The organism is Novipirellula caenicola (assembly GCF_039545035.1).
Lineage (GTDB): Bacteria > Planctomycetota > Planctomycetia > Pirellulales > Pirellulaceae > Novipirellula > Novipirellula caenicola.
Genome location: NZ_BAABRO010000012.1, coordinates 63944 through 85536, shown reverse-complemented (window position 1 = coordinate 85536; position 21593 = coordinate 63944). Strand labels below are relative to the sequence as shown.

General features: G+C 54.5%; 11 protein-coding genes. 6 read left to right on the top strand and 5 right to left on the bottom strand.

The features are described 5' to 3' along the window. The first annotated feature begins 6 nt into the window (after window positions 1-6). The 6 genes from ABEA92_RS20740 to ABEA92_RS20715 all read left to right on the top strand — a co-directional run bounded on the left by ABEA92_RS20740 (window position 7) and on the right by ABEA92_RS20715 (window position 6786). On the top strand, window positions 7-645 hold the full coding sequence (locus ABEA92_RS20740) for a response regulator (RefSeq protein WP_345685772.1): 639 nt from the start codon (window positions 7-9) through the stop codon (window positions 643-645). A 474-nt stretch (window positions 646-1119) separates the two neighbouring features. Next, entirely contained in the window at window positions 1120-1284 is a 165-nt protein-coding gene (locus tag ABEA92_RS20735; RefSeq protein WP_345685770.1) for a hypothetical protein, read from the top strand. Window positions 1285-1370: 86 nt separating this feature from the next. Continuing rightward, window positions 1371-2639: a DUF1559 family PulG-like putative transporter gene (locus ABEA92_RS20730; protein ID WP_345685769.1), complete on the top strand. Its 1269-nt coding sequence runs from the start codon at window positions 1371-1373 to the stop codon at window positions 2637-2639. A gap of 236 nt (window positions 2640-2875) precedes the next feature. Next, window positions 2876-4207, top strand: coding sequence for a Gfo/Idh/MocA family protein (locus ABEA92_RS20725; protein ID WP_345685768.1), 1332 nt, complete (start codon window positions 2876-2878; stop codon window positions 4205-4207). 103 nt (window positions 4208-4310) lie between these two features. Continuing rightward, window positions 4311-5219 carry a sugar phosphate isomerase/epimerase family protein gene (locus ABEA92_RS20720; protein ID WP_345685767.1) on the top strand — a complete coding sequence of 303 codons (909 nt, stop codon included), beginning with the start codon at window positions 4311-4313 and terminating at the stop codon, window positions 5217-5219. 145 nt (window positions 5220-5364) lie between these two features. Next, the gene (locus tag ABEA92_RS20715; protein ID WP_345685766.1) at window positions 5365-6786 is read left to right on the top strand and encodes a polysaccharide lyase 6 family protein; all 1422 of its coding nucleotides are present in this window, start codon (window positions 5365-5367) and stop codon (window positions 6784-6786) included. Between the two features lie 1039 nt (window positions 6787-7825). On the opposite strand, the gene ABEA92_RS20710 is transcribed toward ABEA92_RS20715, so the two are convergent. The 5 genes from ABEA92_RS20710 to ABEA92_RS20690 all read right to left on the bottom strand — a co-directional run bounded on the left by ABEA92_RS20710 (window position 7826) and on the right by ABEA92_RS20690 (window position 21065). Continuing rightward, on the bottom strand, window positions 7826-11143 hold the full coding sequence (locus ABEA92_RS20710; RefSeq protein ID WP_345685765.1) for an SdrD B-like domain-containing protein: 3318 nt from the start codon (window positions 11141-11143) through the stop codon (window positions 7826-7828). A gap of 1783 nt (window positions 11144-12926) precedes the next feature. Then, on the bottom strand, window positions 12927-13460 hold the full coding sequence (locus ABEA92_RS20705; RefSeq protein ID WP_345685764.1) for a hypothetical protein: 534 nt from the start codon (window positions 13458-13460) through the stop codon (window positions 12927-12929). A gap of 130 nt (window positions 13461-13590) precedes the next feature. Continuing rightward, on the bottom strand, window positions 13591-13962 hold the full coding sequence (locus tag ABEA92_RS20700; RefSeq protein ID WP_345685763.1) for a hypothetical protein: 372 nt from the start codon (window positions 13960-13962) through the stop codon (window positions 13591-13593). A gap of 378 nt (window positions 13963-14340) precedes the next feature. Then, window positions 14341-17736 carry a transglutaminase family protein gene (locus ABEA92_RS20695; protein WP_345685762.1) on the bottom strand — a complete coding sequence of 1132 codons (3396 nt, stop codon included), beginning with the start codon at window positions 17734-17736 and terminating at the stop codon, window positions 14341-14343. Next, window positions 17733-21065 carry a transglutaminase family protein gene (locus ABEA92_RS20690; protein WP_345685761.1) on the bottom strand — a complete coding sequence of 1111 codons (3333 nt, stop codon included), beginning with the start codon at window positions 21063-21065 and terminating at the stop codon, window positions 17733-17735. Before ABEA92_RS20690 ends, ABEA92_RS20695 begins: the two co-directional genes overlap by 4 nt. Between the last annotated feature and the right edge of the window lie 528 nt (window positions 21066-21593).

Here is a 21593-nt window from a genome sequence, read left to right as displayed (position 1 = left end):
ATCACTATGTCCACGTCTGCACCAATCACTCCACTACGACTGCTTCTGATCGACGATCATTCCGTGATGCGAGCGGGATTGGCAAACATGCTGAATGTACGCCCCGAGTTTGAAGTGGTGGCAGAGGCGGGTGATGGTGAAACCGGACTAGAATTACATCATCAGCATGCACCTGATGTGACGCTGCTGGACATCACAATGCCTGGCATGGGTGGAATCAACTGTTTGAAGCGAATCAAACAACAAGTCCCAAACGCTAAGGTGTTGATACTGAGTTCGTCCGAGATTGAATCAGACATGCGTCAGGTAATCCAATTGGGGGCTAGCGGCTACATGCTTAAGTCTGCCTTGCCGGGCGAATTGGTCGTAGCGATCCAGGCCGTCGGACGAGGTGAAAAGTCTTTTGCAAATCATGTGTTGCGTAAGTTAGAGTGTTGCTCCATCACGCCTACCTTGACACCTCGAGAGACAGAGGTGCTCCATTTGCTACGCAAGGGAATGAGTAATCCAGACATTGGGATGACGCTGCAGATCACGCCGCGGACAGCAAAGGCTCATGTGGCGGCCATCCTGGTGAAGCTCGAGGCACACGACCGGGCGGCCGCCGTCGCCCGCGGATTTGAACTCGGTCTGCTACGTCCGTGACGATCGCTTTGATGGTTGGTCTCGCGATGAACCAGTTGGGCGTCATGCATTCGAGCAGCCCTGCAATCGAGCGGCGCTTTACGAATCTCAGTGACGACCCAAGTTGCGAATGATCGTTCCTCTTTGGTTCTCAGACAGCCTGGAAATCGTGGAACTTGGACGTCCTTGATCGCGGCGTGATTCCTCCGCGTTGCGACAGCGCAGGGTAGCCTCCGAAAAAATTTCTTCATACTGGCCAATCGGCCAATAGAAGGGCGGGTGCCACTATCACTACATTAGTGAGCACACCAGCACCGTAGCGAGCTGCTCGGCAAGTTGATGCGGACAACGAGAATCCTTCCATGGGTTGGATGCGTTTTGCAAATCCGCCAGCGACGTCGGTTACGGACGGTTTGGATGCTTGGCTGCAATTTTCACGGAACACGCTGCAATTGGTTCCTTCCTTCTTCGCTGAGTCTAAGGAATTTCCCTTCAATGTTTAAACGACTGGGCCACGCGTTTCTCGCTTGTTTTCTTCTTGTCGTCGTCGGTTGTGGAGATGGCGGAGGGAATAACAAAACGCCTGCCGCGAATGACTACGAGGCCTACATTGCAAAACATCCTGAGGCGGCGATCCACGTCCAGGATCCGCCCGATTAATGATTGAACGGCTAAAAGCAACGCATTTTCAGGGGCGACTGTTGCATCCTGCAGTTTTTATCTCACTTTTTGTAAGGATTCGTTCTATGTGTTTTCGTGCAAAACGACAGGCCTTTACGCTTGTCGAGCTGCTGGTAGTCATCGCAATTATCGGCGTTCTTGTTGGGTTGTTGTTGCCGGCGGTCCAGGCGGCTCGAGAAGCTGCTCGGCGGATGAGTTGCAGCAACAATTTCAAGCAAATTGGACTGGCAATCCACAACTATCACGCCGCCTACAACCGACTGCCGATCCATGGCGGCGGCACGTTGGACAGTGGCAGCGGCACTGCATGGGAAAGCGGAACCTCCACTGCACCCGCAGGACGCAACGCACTGAATCTGTCTTCCTTGGTTGCACTCACACCATTCTTCGAACAGCAGGCGATTTGGGAGCAAGTCGTCAATCCGTACCAGGTTACTTCGGGGGCTGCGATCGGGCGGGTATTCAACCCAATGGGGCCCGATCCAAACCGCAGCATTAGTAACATTACCAATGCGGTGGGTGGCAGTTACGCCCCGTTTGAAACCGACATCGCCTCGTTACGCTGCCCCAGCGATCCCGGCGTTGGCTTGCCCGCTCAAGGTCGAACGAACTATGCCGTGTGCGCTGGAGATTCAGTGTTCATGGGCAACTCTGGTATTCCGAATTCCGTCACTGGCATACCTAGCAGTGGTACTTCGGAGGACGTTCGCACATGTCAGCGTGGATTCTTTGTCCACCGGTCGGCAATGGGATTTCGAGATATTTTGGACGGACTAGCCAACACGATCTGCATGGGCGAGATTGTGACTGATCTAGGGGACCAGGACAAACGAACGCATGCGGCCTTCATCACGGGCGATCTTGCCGTCGCCGGTGGTGCGCTGAGTTGCTCGACCTTTACCGATCCCACGCGACCTCAGTTCTGGGCGTCCACGGCACCGCTTACCGGCACAGCTGAAAATAAACGAGGATATAAGTGGGCCTACTCGCGACCACTGTACACCCAGTTCAATACGATTCGTCCACCCAACCAAGAAGTATGCATGGGGTCGGCGACATCCGGTGGTACTCTTTCTGCGGGATCCCACACGAGCCCAGGGGTCGTCCCTGCGGGTAGCCGTCACCAAGGTGGATGCCACGTGCTGATGGGTGACGGTGCCGTTAAGTTCATTACCGACTCGATCGACGCTGGCGACCAGAGTAGTGCAATGGTCCAGCGGGTCAACAGCATATGGACTGGTCCGTATCTGGGGGCAGGTCGAGCCAGTCCGTTTGGGCTTTGGGGCGCACTCGGTACTCGCGCCAACAAAGAAACGATTTCGACCGAGTTCTAGTGCTTTAGGCTTAGGCATGAACCTCGATTGGCCATCCGGAGGCATGCTGGATGGCCCATAGTGAAACCCGGCCGCTGACGTTGCACCAGTCACGAAAGTGACAAACCGTTCACGACTTAGGCTACGGGCTGTTGGATAAGTTCTTGGTTACGTTTCTCGTTTTCGATTGAGAACGAGACGCCCGATTGGAAGATTTTTCTCTGTTTTATTGCACCGCCTTTTCGGAGTGTTTATTGATGTCGAAGTTGCCACGCCGTTCGTTTTTGAAGAAGTCCGCCGTCGCGGGTCTGTTCATGGGGATTTCCGCGAATAGTTACAACGCAACGTTCGGGGCGGAGGCACCGAGTGAGCGTGTTCGCGTCGGCATGATCGGTGTTGGCAATCAAGGCGGTCCGCGAAACAACATGAATTATTTCATGAACAACATCGAAGCGATCTGTGATCTCGATGCTAATTATCGCGGTGAAGCAGCAGCTTATCTAGATAAGCAAACGGGGAGGTCGGTGATGATGACCGACGATTACCGTCGTCTGCTCGATGCTAAAGATTTAGACGCCGTCGTCGTTACGGTGCCTGACCAATGGCATGCGCTGATGACGATCCAGGCCTGCCAAGCTGGAAAAGACGTTTACTGCGAGAAGCCGCTGACTTTGGTGATCGGCGAAGGCCGTCCGATGATCGATGCGGCTCGTAAACACCGGCGGGTTGTGCAGACCGGTTCGATGCAGCGAAGTGGGCTGGAGTTCGAATTGGCGACGAAGTTGGTGCAATCGGGAGCGATTGGCACGGTGAAAGAAGTCAACGTCACTCTGCCTGGGCCCAACTGGATCGATCATGCGAAATCGCCCGTGCCCAATAGCGTTCCGCCAAGCGACTTCGATTTTGACCGCTGGCTAGGCCCTGCTCCGATGCGTCCCTACAACAAGAATCGCGTTCACTATCTGTTCCGATTCTACTGGGACTACAGTGGCGGTCAGCAGACGAATTTCGGTGCTCACCATCTTGATATCGCTCAGTGGGGACTGGGAATGGATGACAGTGGTCCGATCAGTGTGGAGGGAACCGCCGTTTATCATCCCAATGGTTGGTATGAGACGCCGGATCAAACCGTCATGAAGTACCAGTATGCCAACGGAGTGACGATGAATTGTCGTCAAACGCCTGGCACCCCAAGCAATAAACAGGGAACCGAATTTATTGGCGATAAGGGAAGCCTGTTTGTATGGCGAGGCGGCTTGGAAGCGAGTTCTGCCGACCTATTAAGATCGGTCGACGTTCCCGAACTTCTGGTTCGCGATGGCAATGTGGTGACGCTGCCAAACGAAGAAAAGAGGTACGCCAACATTGCACACGTTCAAAACTTCATTGACTGTGTCAAAACACGCCAGACTCCGGCGGCAGACATAAGCATCGGGCATCGTAGCGCCACGGTTTGCCATCTAGGAAACATCGCCGTGCGGTCTGGGAAGAAAATTACTTGGAATCCACAAACGGAAACCATCGAGGGTGACGCCGACGGGGAACAATGGCTCAACAAAGACTATCGAAAGCCATACAGCTTGGTTTAGCAGTGGTTTGAGCAAACGTTATTCATTCCGTCACCCTATTTTTGGGCCTCCGTAATTCAAAACGATGCTGCGGGGGCGATTTGAATCTAAAAGGAACATCATTGTGCAAAGAGAACATTCGGAACTTGGGCGTCGACAATTCATTTCTCGATCGTTGTTAGCGGGATTCGCCGCCGTTTCAGCTGGACCGCTGGCTAATGCGGCGGATGCCTTGATGAAGGACTATCGCATTTGTGTGTTTGAGAAATATCTTCAGGATCTGTCTTACGACGAGCTTGCCGATGTGGTGGCAGAACTTGGCTTTGTCGGGATCGAGGCAACGGTCCGCAACAAGGGCCACGTGCTGCCCGAACGTGTCGAAGACGATCTGCCAAAGCTGGTAGAGGCGCTGAAGAAACGCAATTTGGAAGTCACCACGATGGCCTCGGACGTGTTGAATCCGTCGGAGCCACTAAGTGAAAAGGTATTGCGGACTGCCAAGTCGTTGGGAATCAATTCGTACCGAATGGGGTTTTACCAATATGATCTCAACAAGCGAATTCTTCCTCAGTTGGATGAGATCCGTCCGCAGGTGCAGGAGCTCGCCGCTTTCAACCGCGATTTAGGGATGACGGCGTTCTATCAAAACCATTCCGATGCGAAGTATGTCGGCGCAACGCTGTGGGACATGTTCGGTTTGCTGCAGGACATTCCCAAAGACCAAGTCGGACTCGCTTTTGATATCCGCCACGCCACCGTCGAAGCCGGTCTATCTTGGCCCGTGCTTTACGATGTTGTGAAGCCGCACATCGGTGCTTTGTTTGTCAAAGATTTCCAATGGGACGGTCGCAAGGCCAAACATGTTCCGTTGGGAACGGGACGTGTTGACCCCAAATTTTTCGAAATGGTCAAAGCCGATGGATTTAACGGGCCGATTTCGTTGCACGTCGAGTATCTCGACAAAGAGGGCACGCAGGCTAATATCGAAGCGCTGCGACGTGATCTTCAAGTATTACGCAATTGGCTCAGCTAGAGTGCGCGTTCGAATTTTTGAATGACCTTTCATCCTTCCCTTCATGGAACAATCACTCATGCTAACAAATCTCGCCATTGGCTCTGCGAAAGCAGTGTGTTGGCAATCTTTCGCGGCTCGGAACACGGCCATCGGAACTCGCACGATGTTAACTCGAATACTGATCTGCGTCGTGCTCGGTTATTCGGTGGGCAATGTTTTCGCGGGCGAGTTCCGCATCACTCCAGATTCTGATCTGAAACCCGTCCTTAAACAGGTCACACCAGGGGATGTCATTGTGCTTGCTAACGGTACATGGACGGATCCAAAACTAAAATTTGAATCGCTCGCTGGCACAAGCGATCAGCCGATCCAGATCAGGGCCGAGTCACCAGGTGAAGTGGTGTTGACCGGAGCGATTGAATTCCGCGTGTCAGGATCCCACGTCACAGTGTCAGGACTCTCGTTTGTCAATCCCGTCGGTACCAGTGACGTTTTTGACTTTCGCACGAAAAGTTCGATCCATGCGCATGACTGTCGAGTCACCGATTGTTCCTTCGCACAGACTGAATCCGGCAGCAGCAAAGAGTCGCGGTGGTTGAATGTGTATGGGACCCGCAACCGGGTCGACCACTGTTATTTTGCCGGTAAGTCCAACGCTGGCACGACGCTGGTCGTGTGGGTGGCCGAAACGCCAGGATCGCACCGGATCGATCATAACCATTTTGGTCCAAGACCTGAACTAGGTAAAAACGGCGGCGAGACGATTCGGATCGGAACAAGCGATGTATCGGAGTTCGTCAGCAAGACGATTGTCGAAGAGAATTATTTCGAACGCTGCAACGGCGAGGCGGAAATTGTCTCAAACAAATCCTGCGAAAATACCTATCGACACAACCTATTTGAACGGTGTCAAGGAGCGTTGACGTTACGTCACGGCCATCGGTGCCTAGTCGATGGCAATATCTTTTTAGGTCATCAAGCAAAGGGAACCGGGGGCGTACGGATCATCGGTAGCGATCATCGTGTTACCAACAACTACTTTGAAGGTTTACGCGGTGATGCCGAACGTGCAGCGATTTGCTTGATGAATGGAATACCGGACGGGCCATTGAATGGCTATGCTCCGGTCACCAATGCACTAATCGCACACAATACGCTTATCGACTGCAAAGTATCGATGGAAATTGGCGTCAGTCCCAGCAAACGCGTGACCGTTGTGCCTTCGGAGTGTCTTATTATCCACAACGTTTTTCTACCTGGAAAATGGGAATTGTTCCGCGTTCAAAATAAGCCAGACAGATTCAATTGGATCGGTAACAAATGTCAAGCGGACGCGACTCGTGGCGCGGATTTGGTCGAGATGCAGCGAGTCGAGATCAAGCTGACGCGAGCAGAGGATGGAATACTCCGCCCCACGAGTTCGAAAACCTTGCAAAGCGATCAGCCGTGTGAGGTCGAGATGGACATCGACGGAGAACCGCGAAAGGCGCATTTTGCGGGTTGCGATGATCCTGGTACGACGTTCACGATCCGTGATTTGGAGAACACGACAGGCCCAATCTGGCGGAGGCCGCTCAAACCGTAATCGGCAAAGCTTCAATCAGACAAATTGACGAAAGTCCGTGTCCGACTACGGATCGCGTAACATCGTAGCGTTGCGAGTTATCGTCCAGCGATACATCGGTAAACGCCATGCGACAAAATCTTGTCATCGTCTGCGTTCTGTACTCCGTCTCACTAGCAATCTTGCTAGCATTTGGCAGCGAGCATACAGTTCGTTCAGAAGATGAACTGGAATCGCTGATTCAGTCCAATCAGGTCAACCCGGGAGACACGATTGTTTGGGCCACGGCGCTGAACTCATCAGGGACAGAGCTTGTTTTGGGACGGTATCCGACAAGCCTGTACGGGGGAGTTTGCCTGACGTTCTCTGAAAGGACAGAGCTTGTTTTCAGGCTTCATTCAATCCGTCCATACGTGGGGGCGCTCGCATGGCCGCTAGCAAATCGCTTCGTGTTTGTTTGTTGAACCGTCCAATATCGTCGGATTATCGGGCATGCCCCGAAAAAAGGGGGGGGGCAGCGTTGCCCCGTAAAAGTGCTGCGTTCCTGGACTCATGCCTGGACTCATGGACTCAGCACGGCATCCCTGGACTCAGCAGTGACGACAGAAAGATTGGTGCGACAGAAAAATGCTTGGATGCGGGGACTCTGGGTATCGCAGTAACTAATCAGGGACAGAGCCTATTTGGGGATGGTATCCGACTGACGTTTCAGGAAGGGACAGAGCTTGTTTTCAGGCTTAATGCAATCCGCCCATACGTGGGGTCGCTCACTTGGCTGCTAGCAAATCGCTTCAAGTTTAGCGTTCGTTGATTCGTCCAATCTCGTCAGATTATCGGGCATGCTCCCGCAGGGGTGTGCCGCACCGCCCCATGGAAGTACTGCGTCCCCCATGAAAGTGTGCTGCGTCCCTGGATGCGATGCCCGATAAAAGTGCTGCGTCCCTGGATGCGCTAAATGCGCTCCGGCGTTCCTGCATCCGCACCGTCCATCACCTTGACTTGGTCAAGATCGACTTGGCACGAATTGGAATGCTTCGAAGGGCCGACTAATGCGGCAGCTTTATTGCTTTGGCTTGTCTCCGGCACCATCGATCAGATGATCCACTCCATCTTCTCCCTTCAAATCATCTTTTTCGAGGTCGTCCGTCAACTCGCCTAGATCGATTAGGGCGGACGCCAGATCGCCGCTGATCCAGTCGGCCATGGCGGCATCCAACGCGGCATGGTTACCTGCATTGGCGACAGAGCCGCCGACAAGGAGATCGTCGCCATCGCCACCTTTCAGTTTGTCCTTGCCCAGCCCACCGATCAACAAGTCCAATCCATCGCCGCCGCTAAGTTGGTCGTCGCCGTCGCCGCCGATCAAGAGATCGTTTCCACGACCGCCGGTCAGCCGATCTTTACCACCGTCACCCTCGATAACGGATGATTCATACCATGCATCGTCGTCGCCATCGGACCCTCCGAGATCGGCGTGGTCGTCACCGTCATCAAGAACGATGCGAACCGTTCGGATAGCGTCTGGATGGAAGTTGTAAACGTCGGCGTCTCCATCAGACCCTCCGTCACTGCCCCCATCAGATCCACCGTGTTTCAGCTTCGCGACCACTTGAACATTGGGGGCATCCAATCCGCCGTCGGACCCGCCATCGCTACCGCCGGTCATCCGCGCCGTGATTTTGTCTTTGCCACTCGTGCCGATAATCTGCAGCTCGCCTGTATTCGGATCGACACGAACGCCGCTGACCCATAATTCGGATGCCATCTTGGTCGCAGCGTCACCGTCATCGTCGGTTACCGTGACCGTGATCGTAAAAATGCCCCCGGTAGCGTACTGATGATCAGCCGCGAACGCATTGGATTGACCGGGTGCGAACGTCAGTACTGTCCGGTCATCATCTGCGTTGGAAGCCGCGTCGTCGATTTCGCCCCAATCGATGACGACTGTATGCGTGTCGAGGATTCCCACGTCGGTGAAACTACCACGAATCGTAAGTGAGTCATCCACCGTTGCCTTCTCTGCCCGTGTTCCCAAACCGACGTTCGTTTCGACAGTCAACATCGGCGCAACGTTTTGGATGGTAATGGTCGACCCCGTAACGCTGGTGTCGAAACCGTCGTCGACCAACACGGCGATGTCATAATCTCCGTCGTCGGCGATGCCGAAGGCGGCAAGTTGCTCAGCGTCGATGGTCGGGCTGACTCCGATTGCGTCGTCAAATTCACCATCGAGATCGAGATCCCAGCGATAGGTCAAATCGTCATTGTCGCCATCAGTGGACGCCGATGCGTCTAGCGTTACGCCGTCGCCTTCGTCAATCACGTATGGTCCCCCAGCGTCCGGGACCGGGATCTTGTTCAGAGGCAGATTCCCAAAATTGAGTCCGGCGATTGTGTCTGCAACGCCTAGTGAGACGCGATGTGCCGAGTCGCTGACGTTTTTGCCAGCCAACCCGTAGTAGGGATAGTTAGTCAGAAATGATCGCTTGAACGCTCCACTGCGATCAAACGCAACAATGCCGGTAAGCGCGCTCGTGTACGACAGCAGAATCTGGTCACCAAGCACGGCGACCCCCTGATCATTCTGGCCGTTGTGCGTAAATTGCGAAACGATCACGCCGGTAACGGGATCAATGAAGATCACGTCGTTCGATCCTGTCGTGGCTACCAATGCATCGGGGTTTTGGATTGCCCCGAGGCCACCGACGATATTTTTTCCATTGTTCAGGCCATCGATGTCCAGCGTGCCGATCACTGTATCGCTGACCGGATCAAAGATCTTGATATCGTCGGCATCGTAATCCGAGATGTAGAGCAAACCGCGAAGTGACGCGATTCCGTCATAGTCGCCGGGACCAATCGAGTCGCGGTCGAGTTCGGCTCCCGTCTCGGGATCGATTTCGACGACGGTGTCGGTATTGGCGTCAACGACAAACAACGACTTGCCATCAAAAGCCAGCCCGACTCGGAAGATTGTGACGTCGTACGCGGGACTCATTTGACTGATAACCGATCCGTCGATTGGGTCAATGCGAAAGATCTCGTCGGGACTAACACCGTGGCGAATGCCAAACAGTATCCCTGATTCGTTGTTCGGCGATGTTTGCTCAAAACGCTCCGGCGGAATTTCGCGAACGACGTAGTTCCCCGGCAATAGGTCCTGAAATACGTATTCGCCGTCATCACCCGTGACCTGAGTCGGCTCGCCATCGTCATGCTCGCCATTGTCATTCAGATCCAAGTAGACCGTAACACCGCTGTTTGGAAGTTCACCAGCATCCCATTGTCCGTTGCCGTCACGATCGATAAACTGCTTGCCTGCGATTTCACCCCGAGTATCGAAAAGGCCGAAATCAAGTCCGGTTGCCGTTTCCCCTGCGGCGAGTTGCACGCGATGCGAGGTCTCGACGACAAGCTTGCCCGCCAAAGCACGCACGGTCAGGTTGTTGTTGCCGTTGTTGATGACGTACGAGTCGATGTACGCTCCGCTCCGATCGAAAATGACCGCTCCATAGTATTCCGGACCATCGTAGGTCAGATGAAGGTGTTGCCCGACAACCGCCGCAGCGATATCGGTTTCACCACCGTGAGCAAAAATGTCTTGCACGGCACCCGTTTCCGGATCAAAAAAGACGAGGCGATTCGATCCCGTGGTCGCGACTAATTGATCTGGGTTCTCAAACGCATCTAAACCGCCGACCAGATTGAATGTTGTTGTTCCATCGGAAACGGAATACTCGTTCGTAATGGTGTCAGTGACCGGGTCAAATTCGAAAATTCTGTCCAAGGTGGGATCGGAAAGGTAGACCTTGTCGTTTAACGCCGCGACTCCGTCGATATTGAGGCCTAGATAATCCGAGTCAATTAGACTTCCTGTATTGGGATCCACTTCATAGAGCGTGTCGGTCTGTGCATCGGCGATGAAGAGCGAGGTGCCGTCGAACGCCATTCCGATGTAGTTGGCACCCAAGTTGACGGGCGAAGGGATTGTCGACAACAGGCTTCCGGTGGTGGGATCAAGTCGCAGGATTTGATCAGGATTGGTGGCGCGATCAAACGCATACAAAAAGGCTTCTTGATCGTGTGGAGCCGTTTGATCAACTCCCTGGGGCAGTGCTTGACGTACGACGTAGGTTCCAGGATCCAGGTCATCGAACGCGTACTGGCCATACTCGTCGGTGGTGGTCGATGGCTCGGCGTTGTCGAGCATGCCGTTGTCGTTGAGGTCTAAATACACGGTTGTATCCGCGACCGATACCTCACTGGATTCTTGTTTGCCGTTTTGGTTTACGTCGCTAAAAACAATTCCTGTGAGTCCCGTGTCGGCTGCAAGCAGTCGGCGTTGCTCAAGTGTTTCCATTCGCAGTCGTTTGTTCAAACAACGTCGGTTCCGCTTGGTTGCTCGCCTATTGCTTGTCCGCTTTGTTACTGATTGGGTTGCCGCCATCGCCTGTTCCTGAAAAAGGGACGCTGAAAAAGGAAAAGTAAGAATCGCCTGCTGAATAGCCACTTGGTCGATGACATTCAGCACATCTACCGAATTGGTCTTTGCAATCTAAGTGGCTTTGACCCACTGGAAGATTGCTTGTCGGCAACGATGCTTAGAAGATTACAAGAAATTGGAACGGATCGCTGACGCGAAAAAAAGAGGTCTATACACTAGATCGGGATCAAGTTTTGGAAAAATTTTTTTGTGAGTGCATGGGCTTGTTTTGCACCCAGGTCCAGTGGACTGAGGAAAAGTTTGCTACTTGCACGTTGTCGAATTGCGGATGCGTTATCATGTAACGCCGGGATGTGCGTGCGGATTCCTGTGATGGTCCACGCATAGTTGGTCAAGTGCGCCGGTCGATAGACATGGTTTGCTGTGCATGGTTTGCTGTGATAGATGCTTCGGTTTGGATGCGAGTTGATCGAACCGCAGAGATTTATCGACGAAAGAAGCGGCGTTAATAAAGGTGTGTCGCGATGCAACTGGGAAACGCTATCGACCGTCCATCCATCGGCTCTCAACGTTCGATCTTGATGCAATCAGGTTCGTAGCGATGCCCACGCGTGAAAGTCTGCTTAGCAATCGCGATCGTGAGCAGAGACTCGAAAACCGCGGCAATATGTAGCCCGACGAATGTGCACTAGGGACGCTCCTCGTTCCGTCGCAACCGTGTTTTCTGTCTACCCAATACCAGACAGCGTTTAACGAACGGGATTTTCGTAGGGTACCTAGCAGAAAGTCAATTCGCTGGTTCTAGAGCCGTATTGTTCCTGCGTGAGAAAATGGTCATGCGGGAAATAAGGACAGGAAGATTGGTGTGACAGAAAAATTCCTGGTTTCAGGGAATGTGGGAATCGCAGTCGCTGCAAACACGCGACTTGATGGCTGATGGTATCCCGGCAACCTACGGTTGGGCAGGAAGATGAGAGGGGCAGGAAAATGTTCGCTATTAAATGTAACTTTGTTGTTTGTTGCGAAACGCTTCGCACGCGGGAGGAGAAAGAAGGTTTGATGACAAGTCGCCGTTGGGCCAAGTGCTCTTATCTTTCTGTCGCACCAATTTTTCTGTCTACCCAATACCAGACAGCGTTTAACAAACGGGATGTTCGTAGGGTACCTAGCAGAAAGTTAATTCACTGGATCTGCAGCCGTATTGTTCCTGCGTGAGAAAATGCTCATGCGGGAGATAAGGACAGAAAGATTGGTGCGACAGAAAGTTTCTTGGTTGCAGGGAATGTGGGAATCGCAGTCGGTGCAAACACGTGATTTGATGGCTGATGGGATCCCGGCAACCTGTGGTTGGGCAGGAAAATGGTCGCTACTAACTGCAACTTCTATTTTTCCTTCCCCAAAGCTTCGCACGCAGGAGGAGAAAAAAATTAGACGACGTACGGTGCAGCGTTGCAGACGGAACGATTGTTTGCGATTGAGTCGCCGTTGGGCCAAGTGCTCTTATCTTTCTGTCGCACCCATTTTTCTGTCTACCCAATACTAGACAGCGTTTAACGAACGGGATTTTCGTAGGGTACCTAGCAGAATGTCAATTCACTGGATCTGCAGCCGTATTGTTCCTGCGTGAGAAAATGCTCATGCCGGAGTTAAGGACAGAAAGATTGGTGCGACAGAAAGATTCGAAGCAGACAATGGTCGCTAGCAAGGGGAGGTTCTGTTATTCGTCGCGTGTTTGATCGGCGGGAGTTGATGGCGGGTCAGCGATGCTGCGTTTCGCCTCATCACTTATACGCGTGAGCACGGCCTCTAACGTTTTGTTTGGCAGCGCCAGTTCAACGCGGTCTCCCTCGTCGTTAAACGTGGTGTTCCAGGTATGCTTTTCAGCTTGCCAGCCCCGCAAAAGGTCGGCGAACGGTAAAACTGACTGCTTGTCGGTCCAATACTGAATATGCAGTTGTTCGTCACGGACCCACCACCGTCCTGCAAGCCCCGAGTCGGAACGAAACGTGCGGTCGGATGCAAATTCGCACACCGGTCCTGGTTCGTTGGTCGGTAGAATGGTTTGCTGCCACTGGCCAACGAACCGCGCCTCGGACGCCGAGAGAGGAGCGAAGAAGGGAAAGGATGTCGGGGCAACCTGCGGTGCGTTCGCTTTCGGAACCGTCGACTCGGCATCAGAACGGATTTCGCCGTCCTCGCCAAACGCAGGATTCAGCAGTAGAACGACGATAAGCAGTGAGAGTCGCAGCATGTCCGCCCTCCAACGAAGTGAGTGGTGATTAGGACGTTTTGATTTCGCTATGGTGACAATCTGATGACGCGTGCCGCCAAACGATTCCGGTAGCCGATTTTGGGACAGTCTGCAGAGTCGTCGGCGCCGCTCAATCAGGTCGAGCAACGACACCGCCAATGTATCCGCCTATGATCGATACGGCAAGGAAATAAGTGATCGTCCAGGTAACAAGCAGTGTCCGCGTCAACAACCGCTCGTCAATCATTGAAACCAGGCAAATGCCAATTCCGCTACAAATGACAAACGGGATGATGCCAACCAGCGTCCAGTAAATCGACGACAGTATCCCGATCGCGAAAGCCGATTTCGCCTGCGTTACGCGAAAAGCGACGATCGGACCGACCGAAAACGGAAACGCGATTGGGATCCATAGCGAATCGAACCGCGATAGTGCTAGCGAGATCGCGAACAGCAGCGTCAAGAGCAGCAAAGTCGCGGTGGAGAATTGAATCCGGTTCAATCGCGGTGCTCCCGCGAGTGCAGCGGAAAACGTTTGGTGTTACGCGATGACGATCACCGACGTTGCGTCCATCGTAGCACGCCGCCGTCGCTTGTGTACTGTGCGAACGGGGTGCTAGTCGCTGCGCCGGAAATTGTAGAGATGCTCGCCGCATTGAGGGCCACGCCAACGCGATTCAACGTGTCCGCCTCCGGGGCGGGGGCGGTTACGATGACGTCATCAGTCTCCTTCATGCGAAGGTGACCCACACACGTTCGAGCGAGCGATTTTCGAAATCGAAAACGCAGCGCTGTCCCAGCGGGAAACCGAGCGAGGGTTTGTCAGACGCCAGGAGACCGATTGTGAACGCTAAATCGAAAGACAGGCCATCTTCGTCGTCTAGACGACGCGGACGTCGCTTTGCACCACCATGCCGTTTTCGACTGCGACTTTGGTCAAATCCAACAGGTAGGGAAAGCGGCGGTCCAGGCGATGCGTTGGCATCGAGAAGTCGCATTCGCCGCTGCCGCTTCCTTCGAATCGACCGGAGACGCGAACCGGTGATCGAGCTTCGGGGACCGGGGGAACCGTCGGCTCGGTGCCCGGAAGTTGAACTGGCGTGGGCGTTCCCATTGGTCCTGCGGTCCAGGTATGTGGGGCCGCAGGATAATAGGTGCAGCCGCCGATCGATTTGCCGGTCCATGTGTCAATCAAGTCGAAAACCAACTTGTTCACGGGAGCAATCGTGGGGTGCAGCGTCGATGGGGGCTGGGTCACCTTGTAGCGAACGCCGGCAACATATTCGCCCTCGGTCGTGCCTCGTTTCAGTGGCACTGATTCTCGGTTGCAAGCCAATACATAGCGGTCCGGAACAACGCCACTCAATCGCACTTGCAGTCGTTCATTGGCGACGTCAATGAAGCGAGCGATGCCGGCCCCGGTAACCTCTTCGGCCAACAGTGGCCATGGTTCGTGCGCCCGTCGCAGTTCGAGCGTGATGTCACCGAGTTGCACACGTCCAAGTCGCGGAAAGTTCAGCTCGAAGATCGATCGGAACCATTCCTGTTGTAACGGCAACCCGGATTCGTTCAGGTCGCGAATCACCTGCGAAAAATCGTCCCAGAGGACTTGCGGTAACATGAACCGATCATGCAGCTGGCTTTCCCAACGGACCAAGGGTTCGGTGTACGGACGTTGATGAAAATGAGCCACCAGAGCACGCACCAGCAGCGCCTGCAGTGAGGCAAGTTTTGAGATCGGCGCCATCGCGAAACTTTGCAGAATGATCTGACCGAGTCGACGACTCTGACGCTCAGGAGCATACAGCGTATCGACGCGAATTTCGGCGCGGTGCATGTTGCCCGAAGCATCCGCCAGCAGATGACGTAGCAGTCGGTCGGGCAACCACAAGTGAGGTGAATCTGCAACGGGAATGCGCTCGAGTGCGATGCCCAGTTCGTACAACGCGTCGTCTCGGCCTTCATCAGGACGCGGCGCATTGCCGCTCGGGCCGATCTGCGTCCCTGAAAACAGGTAAGACAAACAAGGATGGTTTAGCCAATAGCTAATCAACGAACGCAGTAGCGGAGGGTGATTTAAGAACGGGCTGGTCGCGGGCGTGGGGCCGCCGAGTGTCAGCGCGGTGTTGCTGCTGGCGCGTTGGACCTTTTCCTCATTCAATTCATCCAGATGAGCGACGTCCTCGGTATCCTCGGCCAATCCGCTCTCGGCAACCAAACCGACAGCTTTTGCTTCGGCGAACGCGGTCTCGTACAGTTCCGATTGTTGTTGCCAATTGGATGCGGCAGGAAGGACCAACCGCAGTCGGTTGCGATCAGGTTCAATGACAAATCGCAACAATCGAGGGTCTTGCGGTGGATCGTAGCCCTCCAGCACCACGGGTAGCTGCAATTGCTGAGCAACTGCGTGGATGACGGCAACCAATTCGACGTAGTGTTCGACATGATGGATCGGCGGCAAGAAGACGTGAATCGCGTTGTCGCGTGCTTGGACGCACAATGCGGTTCGCGGTGCGCGACCGTTTTTCTCACTGTCAAGCTCCTCCGAGCGGTCACTAGGGGGTGAGAAGACGGTTTGCCGGGCGCTGGTTTCGCCATAAATTTGCGGCAATAAATCCTTTTCCTCGAACTGACTTGGCTCGTTGGCAATCTCATCGGCTTCGGTCGCATGTTTGGACAAACTGCCCAGCGGCAACCGGAATCCCATCGAAAAATCGCCTGGCAGTAAATAAAGCTTCGAACGGCGAAATTCCCAAGTGCCACTGGACCAGAGGTTTCGGATTGGATGCCAACGCAGGGGCAAGACGTAGCCGGTTGGGGCCGATTGAGGCGTTGAAAGCCGCTGCGCCAAGCGTTGCCGCCGGAGGGGATCCGTAAGTTCGTCGGTCTCCGGAACGAGGGGCAATTGTGAAGGGTCGGTCCACAGTTGGTGCAGTCGATCCTCGTACGCGGGGATGACGTAATCGGGGTTGACGGTCAATCCGGACGCCAGCGCAGTGGCAAACTGATTCGCATCGTCGGCGGTGACTTCACGTGGTGATTCGGTGCCACGAGGCAGCGGGTTCACGTCCCGCCACAACGGATGTCCATCGCTGCGGTAACAGCAGCTCATCCGCCACCGCGCACTGCTCTCGCCGCGATAATGTTCGCCTTGGCCGATGTGGACGGCGCCGCCGGATCCCCACTGCGTCCGCAAGCGGGCCAGCAACAATTCTGCGAGCTCGCGATCATCGCGACCGGCGATTGACGCGTCGGATGCCATCGATGGATCGCGGATAAAGTTGACTTCCGCACTGCTGCACAATGCAATCTGTTGCTTGGACAATTGGTCATCGACGTAGCGGCCTGTCGCGGCGATGTCGTGCCAGTGGGTTTGGCTAAGTAGTTTATTTGGAACGGTTGGTTTTAATCGCCGCAGTGTCAGTTGGTCCTTCGAACTGGCGACCAAGGGTGCTTGGATCCCTACCAACGGCACCGTGCGAAAACGATCCGGCGTGCTGGCTAGCGGAACATGATATTCGGCTGTAAAAATCCCCAGGCTTGGGTCCAAGCCGATCCAACCGGCGCCGGGAACAAACACCTCACTCCATGCATGAACACGCGCGGTATCGGTACTGTCATCGTCGCTGACGTTTCCTTCGCTGTCGGTCGTCAACGTGATCAGGTACCCCGAAGTAAAACGTGCTGCCAATCCAAGCGAACGCAGGCTTTGCGTTAAAACCCAGGCCAAGTCTTGCGGCGATCCACCCCCGTTTTCGATGACGGCGTCCAGACCATTCGGTTTCGAGCCCGAAGACCAATCGACGCTCAATCGGTCGTGCACGACGTTATTGATCAGCGTTAAATACTCAACCAGATAACGCGGCGAACGGTCGAGTCCGGCTAGCCAACCAGCGAACGCGTCTCCGTGTGGTTCGGGATGCAAATATGGGATCAGCTCTTTGCGAAGTTGCTCGGGGTAAGCAAACGGATAGTCATTTGCAAACGGTTCGACAAAGAATCCAAACGGATTGAAGGGGACCAAATCGGCAATGAATTCAACATCAAACCCGACGCTGCTAAACGGTTTCGGTAGATCCAGACGGCCGAGATGGTTTTCAAACGGATCTCGAGCCCAAGTTAACCAGACGGGGTCCGCGTGAACTTTGATCGAGTACGCCTCGATTTTCGCCGTGGTATGCGGCGCAGGACGCAGACGCAACCACAGCGTTGTCGGATTCAATTGACGATGGAAGACGAAGCTCAGATGATGGCTAAGGGCAACACGCATGCTCATGATTTGTATTCGCGGCGCAGGTCTAAGGTGTGCGGATAATCAGAATTAATTTTGGAGGCCGGATCGCGATGCCCAAGTGGCGGCAGCTCGGCGTAGTAGTCTTTCAATTGATCGACCCATTTCGGTCGTGGTGGGTCGCCCGCACTGTGGCCCCAGGACCAGAAGCGGGACATCCGCCGAGCTTCCGCTTCAAATGCGTTGACAGGAAAGGTTTCGTAACCCAATCCGCCGGGGTGTGAGACGTGGTAAACGCAACCGCCAATCGAACGCCCGAGTTGGATGTCGAACACGTCGAACACCAACGGAGCGTGCATGTCGATGGTCGGATGCAGTCCGAAGGCCGCCTTCCACGCTTTGAACCGCACGCCAGCGACGTATTCGTTGGCCGCCCCGGTTTCATGCAGTGGTAAACTGCGTCGGTTGCAGGTGACGCGATAGCGTTTCGGATCGAGCCCGCGGCAAATGATCTCTAAACGTTCCACGGCCGAGTCGACGACGCGAGCTTGACGCTGAGCCCCGTCCTCTTCGTCCAGCACCAGCCACGGTTCAAGTGCCATTCGCAACTCGAGTTCGACGCCACCGTATTGGACGCGGCCGTAAACGGGGAATCGGAACTCGAAAAACGGTTCGTACCATCCCAATTCAAACGGATATCCGTCCTCGGCAAGCTCTTGCATTACCGATTGAAAATCACTGCGAACGTAGTGTGGCAACATGAATCGGTCATGCAACGCCGTTCCCCAGCGGACCAATCGATGTCGATACGGTTTCCGCCAAAATTTGGCGATCAATGCTCGCAGCAGTAACATTTGCGCCAGACTCATTTGCGAGTGCGGCGGCATTTCAAACGCACGAAACTCGAGCAAACCCAAACGCCCCTTAGGACGATCGGCGGGATAGAGTTTGTCGATACAAAATTCGGCACGATGCGTGTTGCCAGTCAAATCGGCGAGGAAGCTTCGCAGACTGTAGTCCAGTTCGATCGGGGAAACCCCGGTTTCGATTTCGCCCAAACTGACTTCGAGTTCATCGAGTAAATGGTTGCCTCGTTCGTCAATTCGAGGCGCCTGAGACGTCGGCCCGATGAACAATCCGGAAAACAGGTACGACAACGATGGATGATGTTGCCAATAGGTGATCAATGACCGCAACAGGTCGGGACGCCGCAGAAACGGACTGTCGCTTGGTTGTTCGGCGCCCAGCGTGACATGGTTGCCGCCGCCGGTGCCGGTGTGACGACCATCCAGCATGAATTTTTCGGTCGCAAGCCGTGACAGCCGTGCTTGTTCATACAAGGTGACGGTGTTCTGCTGCAGATCGTCCCAATTGTCGGCCGGTTGAATGTTGACTTCGATAACGCCAGGGTCGGGCGTGACCTTTAGCGAATCAAGTTGCGGCGAATCGGGGGGCTCATAGCCTTCGATCAACACCGGCAATTGCAATTCGGCAGCAGTGTCTTCGATTGCTGCGAGCAACTCAGCGAAATGGTCGAAATTTTCTAGTCGCGGCATGAACACGTACAGGTGGCCATTTCGCGGTTCGATACACAACGCCGTGTACGGCACCTCCATCATTTGTTTGAAGTAGGCCCGAACGGTTTCGGGTTTCGCGTCGGCTGCCGGCGGAGCGGTGGCGGTTCCAATGCCGCCGTCGTGTTGCGGTGGTTCGATGGACGGAGCGATGTAGTCGTATTCAACGAGCTCTTCGATGGCCCATGGCAATTGACCGAGCGGCAGTCGCAATCCCATCGGGGATCCGCCGGGCATTAAGAACATCTCGCCACGTGGAAAGGTCCATGTGCCCGATCGCCAGCGATCGCGAGACCAGTCGTAACGCATCGGCAACGCGTAACCAATCGCCTTGTCCAATCCGCGAGCAAGGGCGAGGCTAAGGTCGTCGCGATATTGGCGTGCCCACGGGATGACAATGTTGTCCGCTCCGACCTGCTGCTGACTTTCCCGCCACAGGTAGTACAGCCAATCTTCGCGTGCAGCGATCAAGAAACGCGAATCGATTCCCATTTTGCTTGCCACGACTTGGCCAAAACGTTCGGCGTCGTGGACGGTTACGTTGGTGGGGCGGGTTTCGTCGGCGATCAAGCGTTCATCCCGCCACAACGGGATCCCATCGTTTCGCCAAAAACACCCGAGTGCCCAGCGAGGCAAGGGTTCGCCGGGGTACCATTTTCCCTCACCGTAATGCAACAAGGCACCGTGGGCGAAGGAGTCTTTTAAACGCTTCAACAGCACACCGGCTCGCTCGCGTTTATGAACCCCGAGTGCTTCGGTGTTCCACTGGGCTCCGTCCATGTCGTCGATCGAGACGAACGTCGGTTCACCACCCATCGTCAATCGGACGTCAAGCTCGTTCAGCTCTTTGTCAACTTGCCGTCCCAACGTGCAAATCGATTCCCACTGATCGTCGGTGTATGGTTTGGTGACGCGAGGATCCTCGTGGACACGAGTGACCACGTTGCGAAATTCGAACGTGACCTCACACTTGTCGGATGCTCCGGTGACAGGAGCAGCGGAGACGGGATCGGGGGTGCATGCCAACGGGATATGGCCTTCGCCGGCAAACAGCCCCGAGGTTGGGTCCAAGCCAATCCAACCGGCACCAGGGATATAGACCTCGGTCCATGCATGCAGGTCGGTAAAGTCATGATCGGTGCCGGACGGTCCATCGAGCGACTTTTCGTCTGGGGTCAACTGAACCAGGTAGCCGGAAACAAAGCGAGCGGCCAAACCGATATGGCGAAGGATCTGGACCAGTAACCAAGCGGTGTCACGGCAAGAGCCGGTCCGCATCTTTAGCGTTTCTTCGCACGTCTGGATCCCGACCTCCATGCGAATGTTGTAACCAATATCGGCCTGCAGCTTGGAATTGATGTAGACCAGGAAATCGACACAGCGACGAGGTGTCAGATCGATCCCCGCGATCCAATCGGCCAATAGCGGTCCGTTATCGGTCAGTTCGAAATAGGGGGCTAGCTCGTGATGTTGCAGCGGTTCGTAATCGAAGGGGAACTTTTCCGCGTAGTCTTCGACGAAAAAATCGAACGGATTGATCACCGTCATCTCGGCGACCAATTGGACGTCGACGACAAATTCGGTCACCGGTTCGGGAAAGATGATGCGGGCAATCTGATTGCCGAACGGGTCTTGTTGCCAATGCAGATGGTGTTCGGCCGGTTCGATCTTCAGCTGATAGTCGTGGATGGGCGTCCGCGCGTGCGGCGCGGGACGCAGCCGGATCAGATGCGGTGACATCCGAATCGGCCGGTCGTACAGATAGCGAGTGTAGTGTTCTATGCCAACGTGTATTGCCACGGGTGTGTCGGCTCCGTCGGTTCGCTTGCCGAGACACCTCATGGGCGCATCGCTAGAACCGTGAATAAGTGTCAGTTCAAATTGATAAGATCCGCCGCGTAGAGTGTAATCAAATAGCCCGCTTTTTGTCAGCGAAAACGGACAAACAATCGCTCCGCAAAAATCAGCGTGTCTGATAAAGACACTAACGCGTATCAACGGGGTTTTGCGGGTTAAAATGATTTTCACGGCGTCGGAGGCCGCCATCGGTTACCCGATTCGGCGGTAACGCGTGGACGCGAGCGGCTCCTTTTTTTTCGCTATGTTCGCCAGAACGTGGTTGTTTGTCGGCCGATAGGAATCACCACCGGATGGCGAAAATAGCTACGAAAGAGTCCTCCACCCCGTTAGCCCAAACCCCTCACTGCGATAGACTAGCCCCGGGGATCCGTCTCCTTGCGCCGTGGGGTTACTGATCTCGGCAATGATGAAAAAGTAAGAGCGAATTCAATAAAAAGTTTGCAGTTTGTCTTTGGAGGTGTCATAACC

Bases quoted from the DNA above. Each gene is read 5' to 3' on its own strand.
- ABEA92_RS20740 (WP_345685772.1), top strand. From the start codon at position 7: ATGTCCACGTCTGCACCAATCACTCCACTACGACTGCTTCTGATCGAC.
- ABEA92_RS20735 (WP_345685770.1), top strand. From the start codon at position 1,120: ATGTTTAAACGACTGGGCCACGCGTTTCTCGCTTGTTTTCTTCTTGTC.
- ABEA92_RS20730 (WP_345685769.1), top strand. From the start codon at position 1,371: ATGTGTTTTCGTGCAAAACGACAGGCCTTTACGCTTGTCGAGCTGCTG.
- ABEA92_RS20725 (WP_345685768.1), top strand. From the start codon at position 2,876: ATGTCGAAGTTGCCACGCCGTTCGTTTTTGAAGAAGTCCGCCGTCGCG.
- ABEA92_RS20715 (WP_345685766.1), top strand. From the start codon at position 5,365: ATGTTAACTCGAATACTGATCTGCGTCGTGCTCGGTTATTCGGTGGGC.
- ABEA92_RS20705 (WP_345685764.1), bottom strand. From the start codon at position 13,460: ATGCTGCGACTCTCACTGCTTATCGTCGTTCTACTGCTGAATCCTGCG.
- ABEA92_RS20695 (WP_345685762.1), bottom strand. From the start codon at position 17,736: ATGAGCATGCGTGTTGCCCTTAGCCATCATCTGAGCTTCGTCTTCCAT.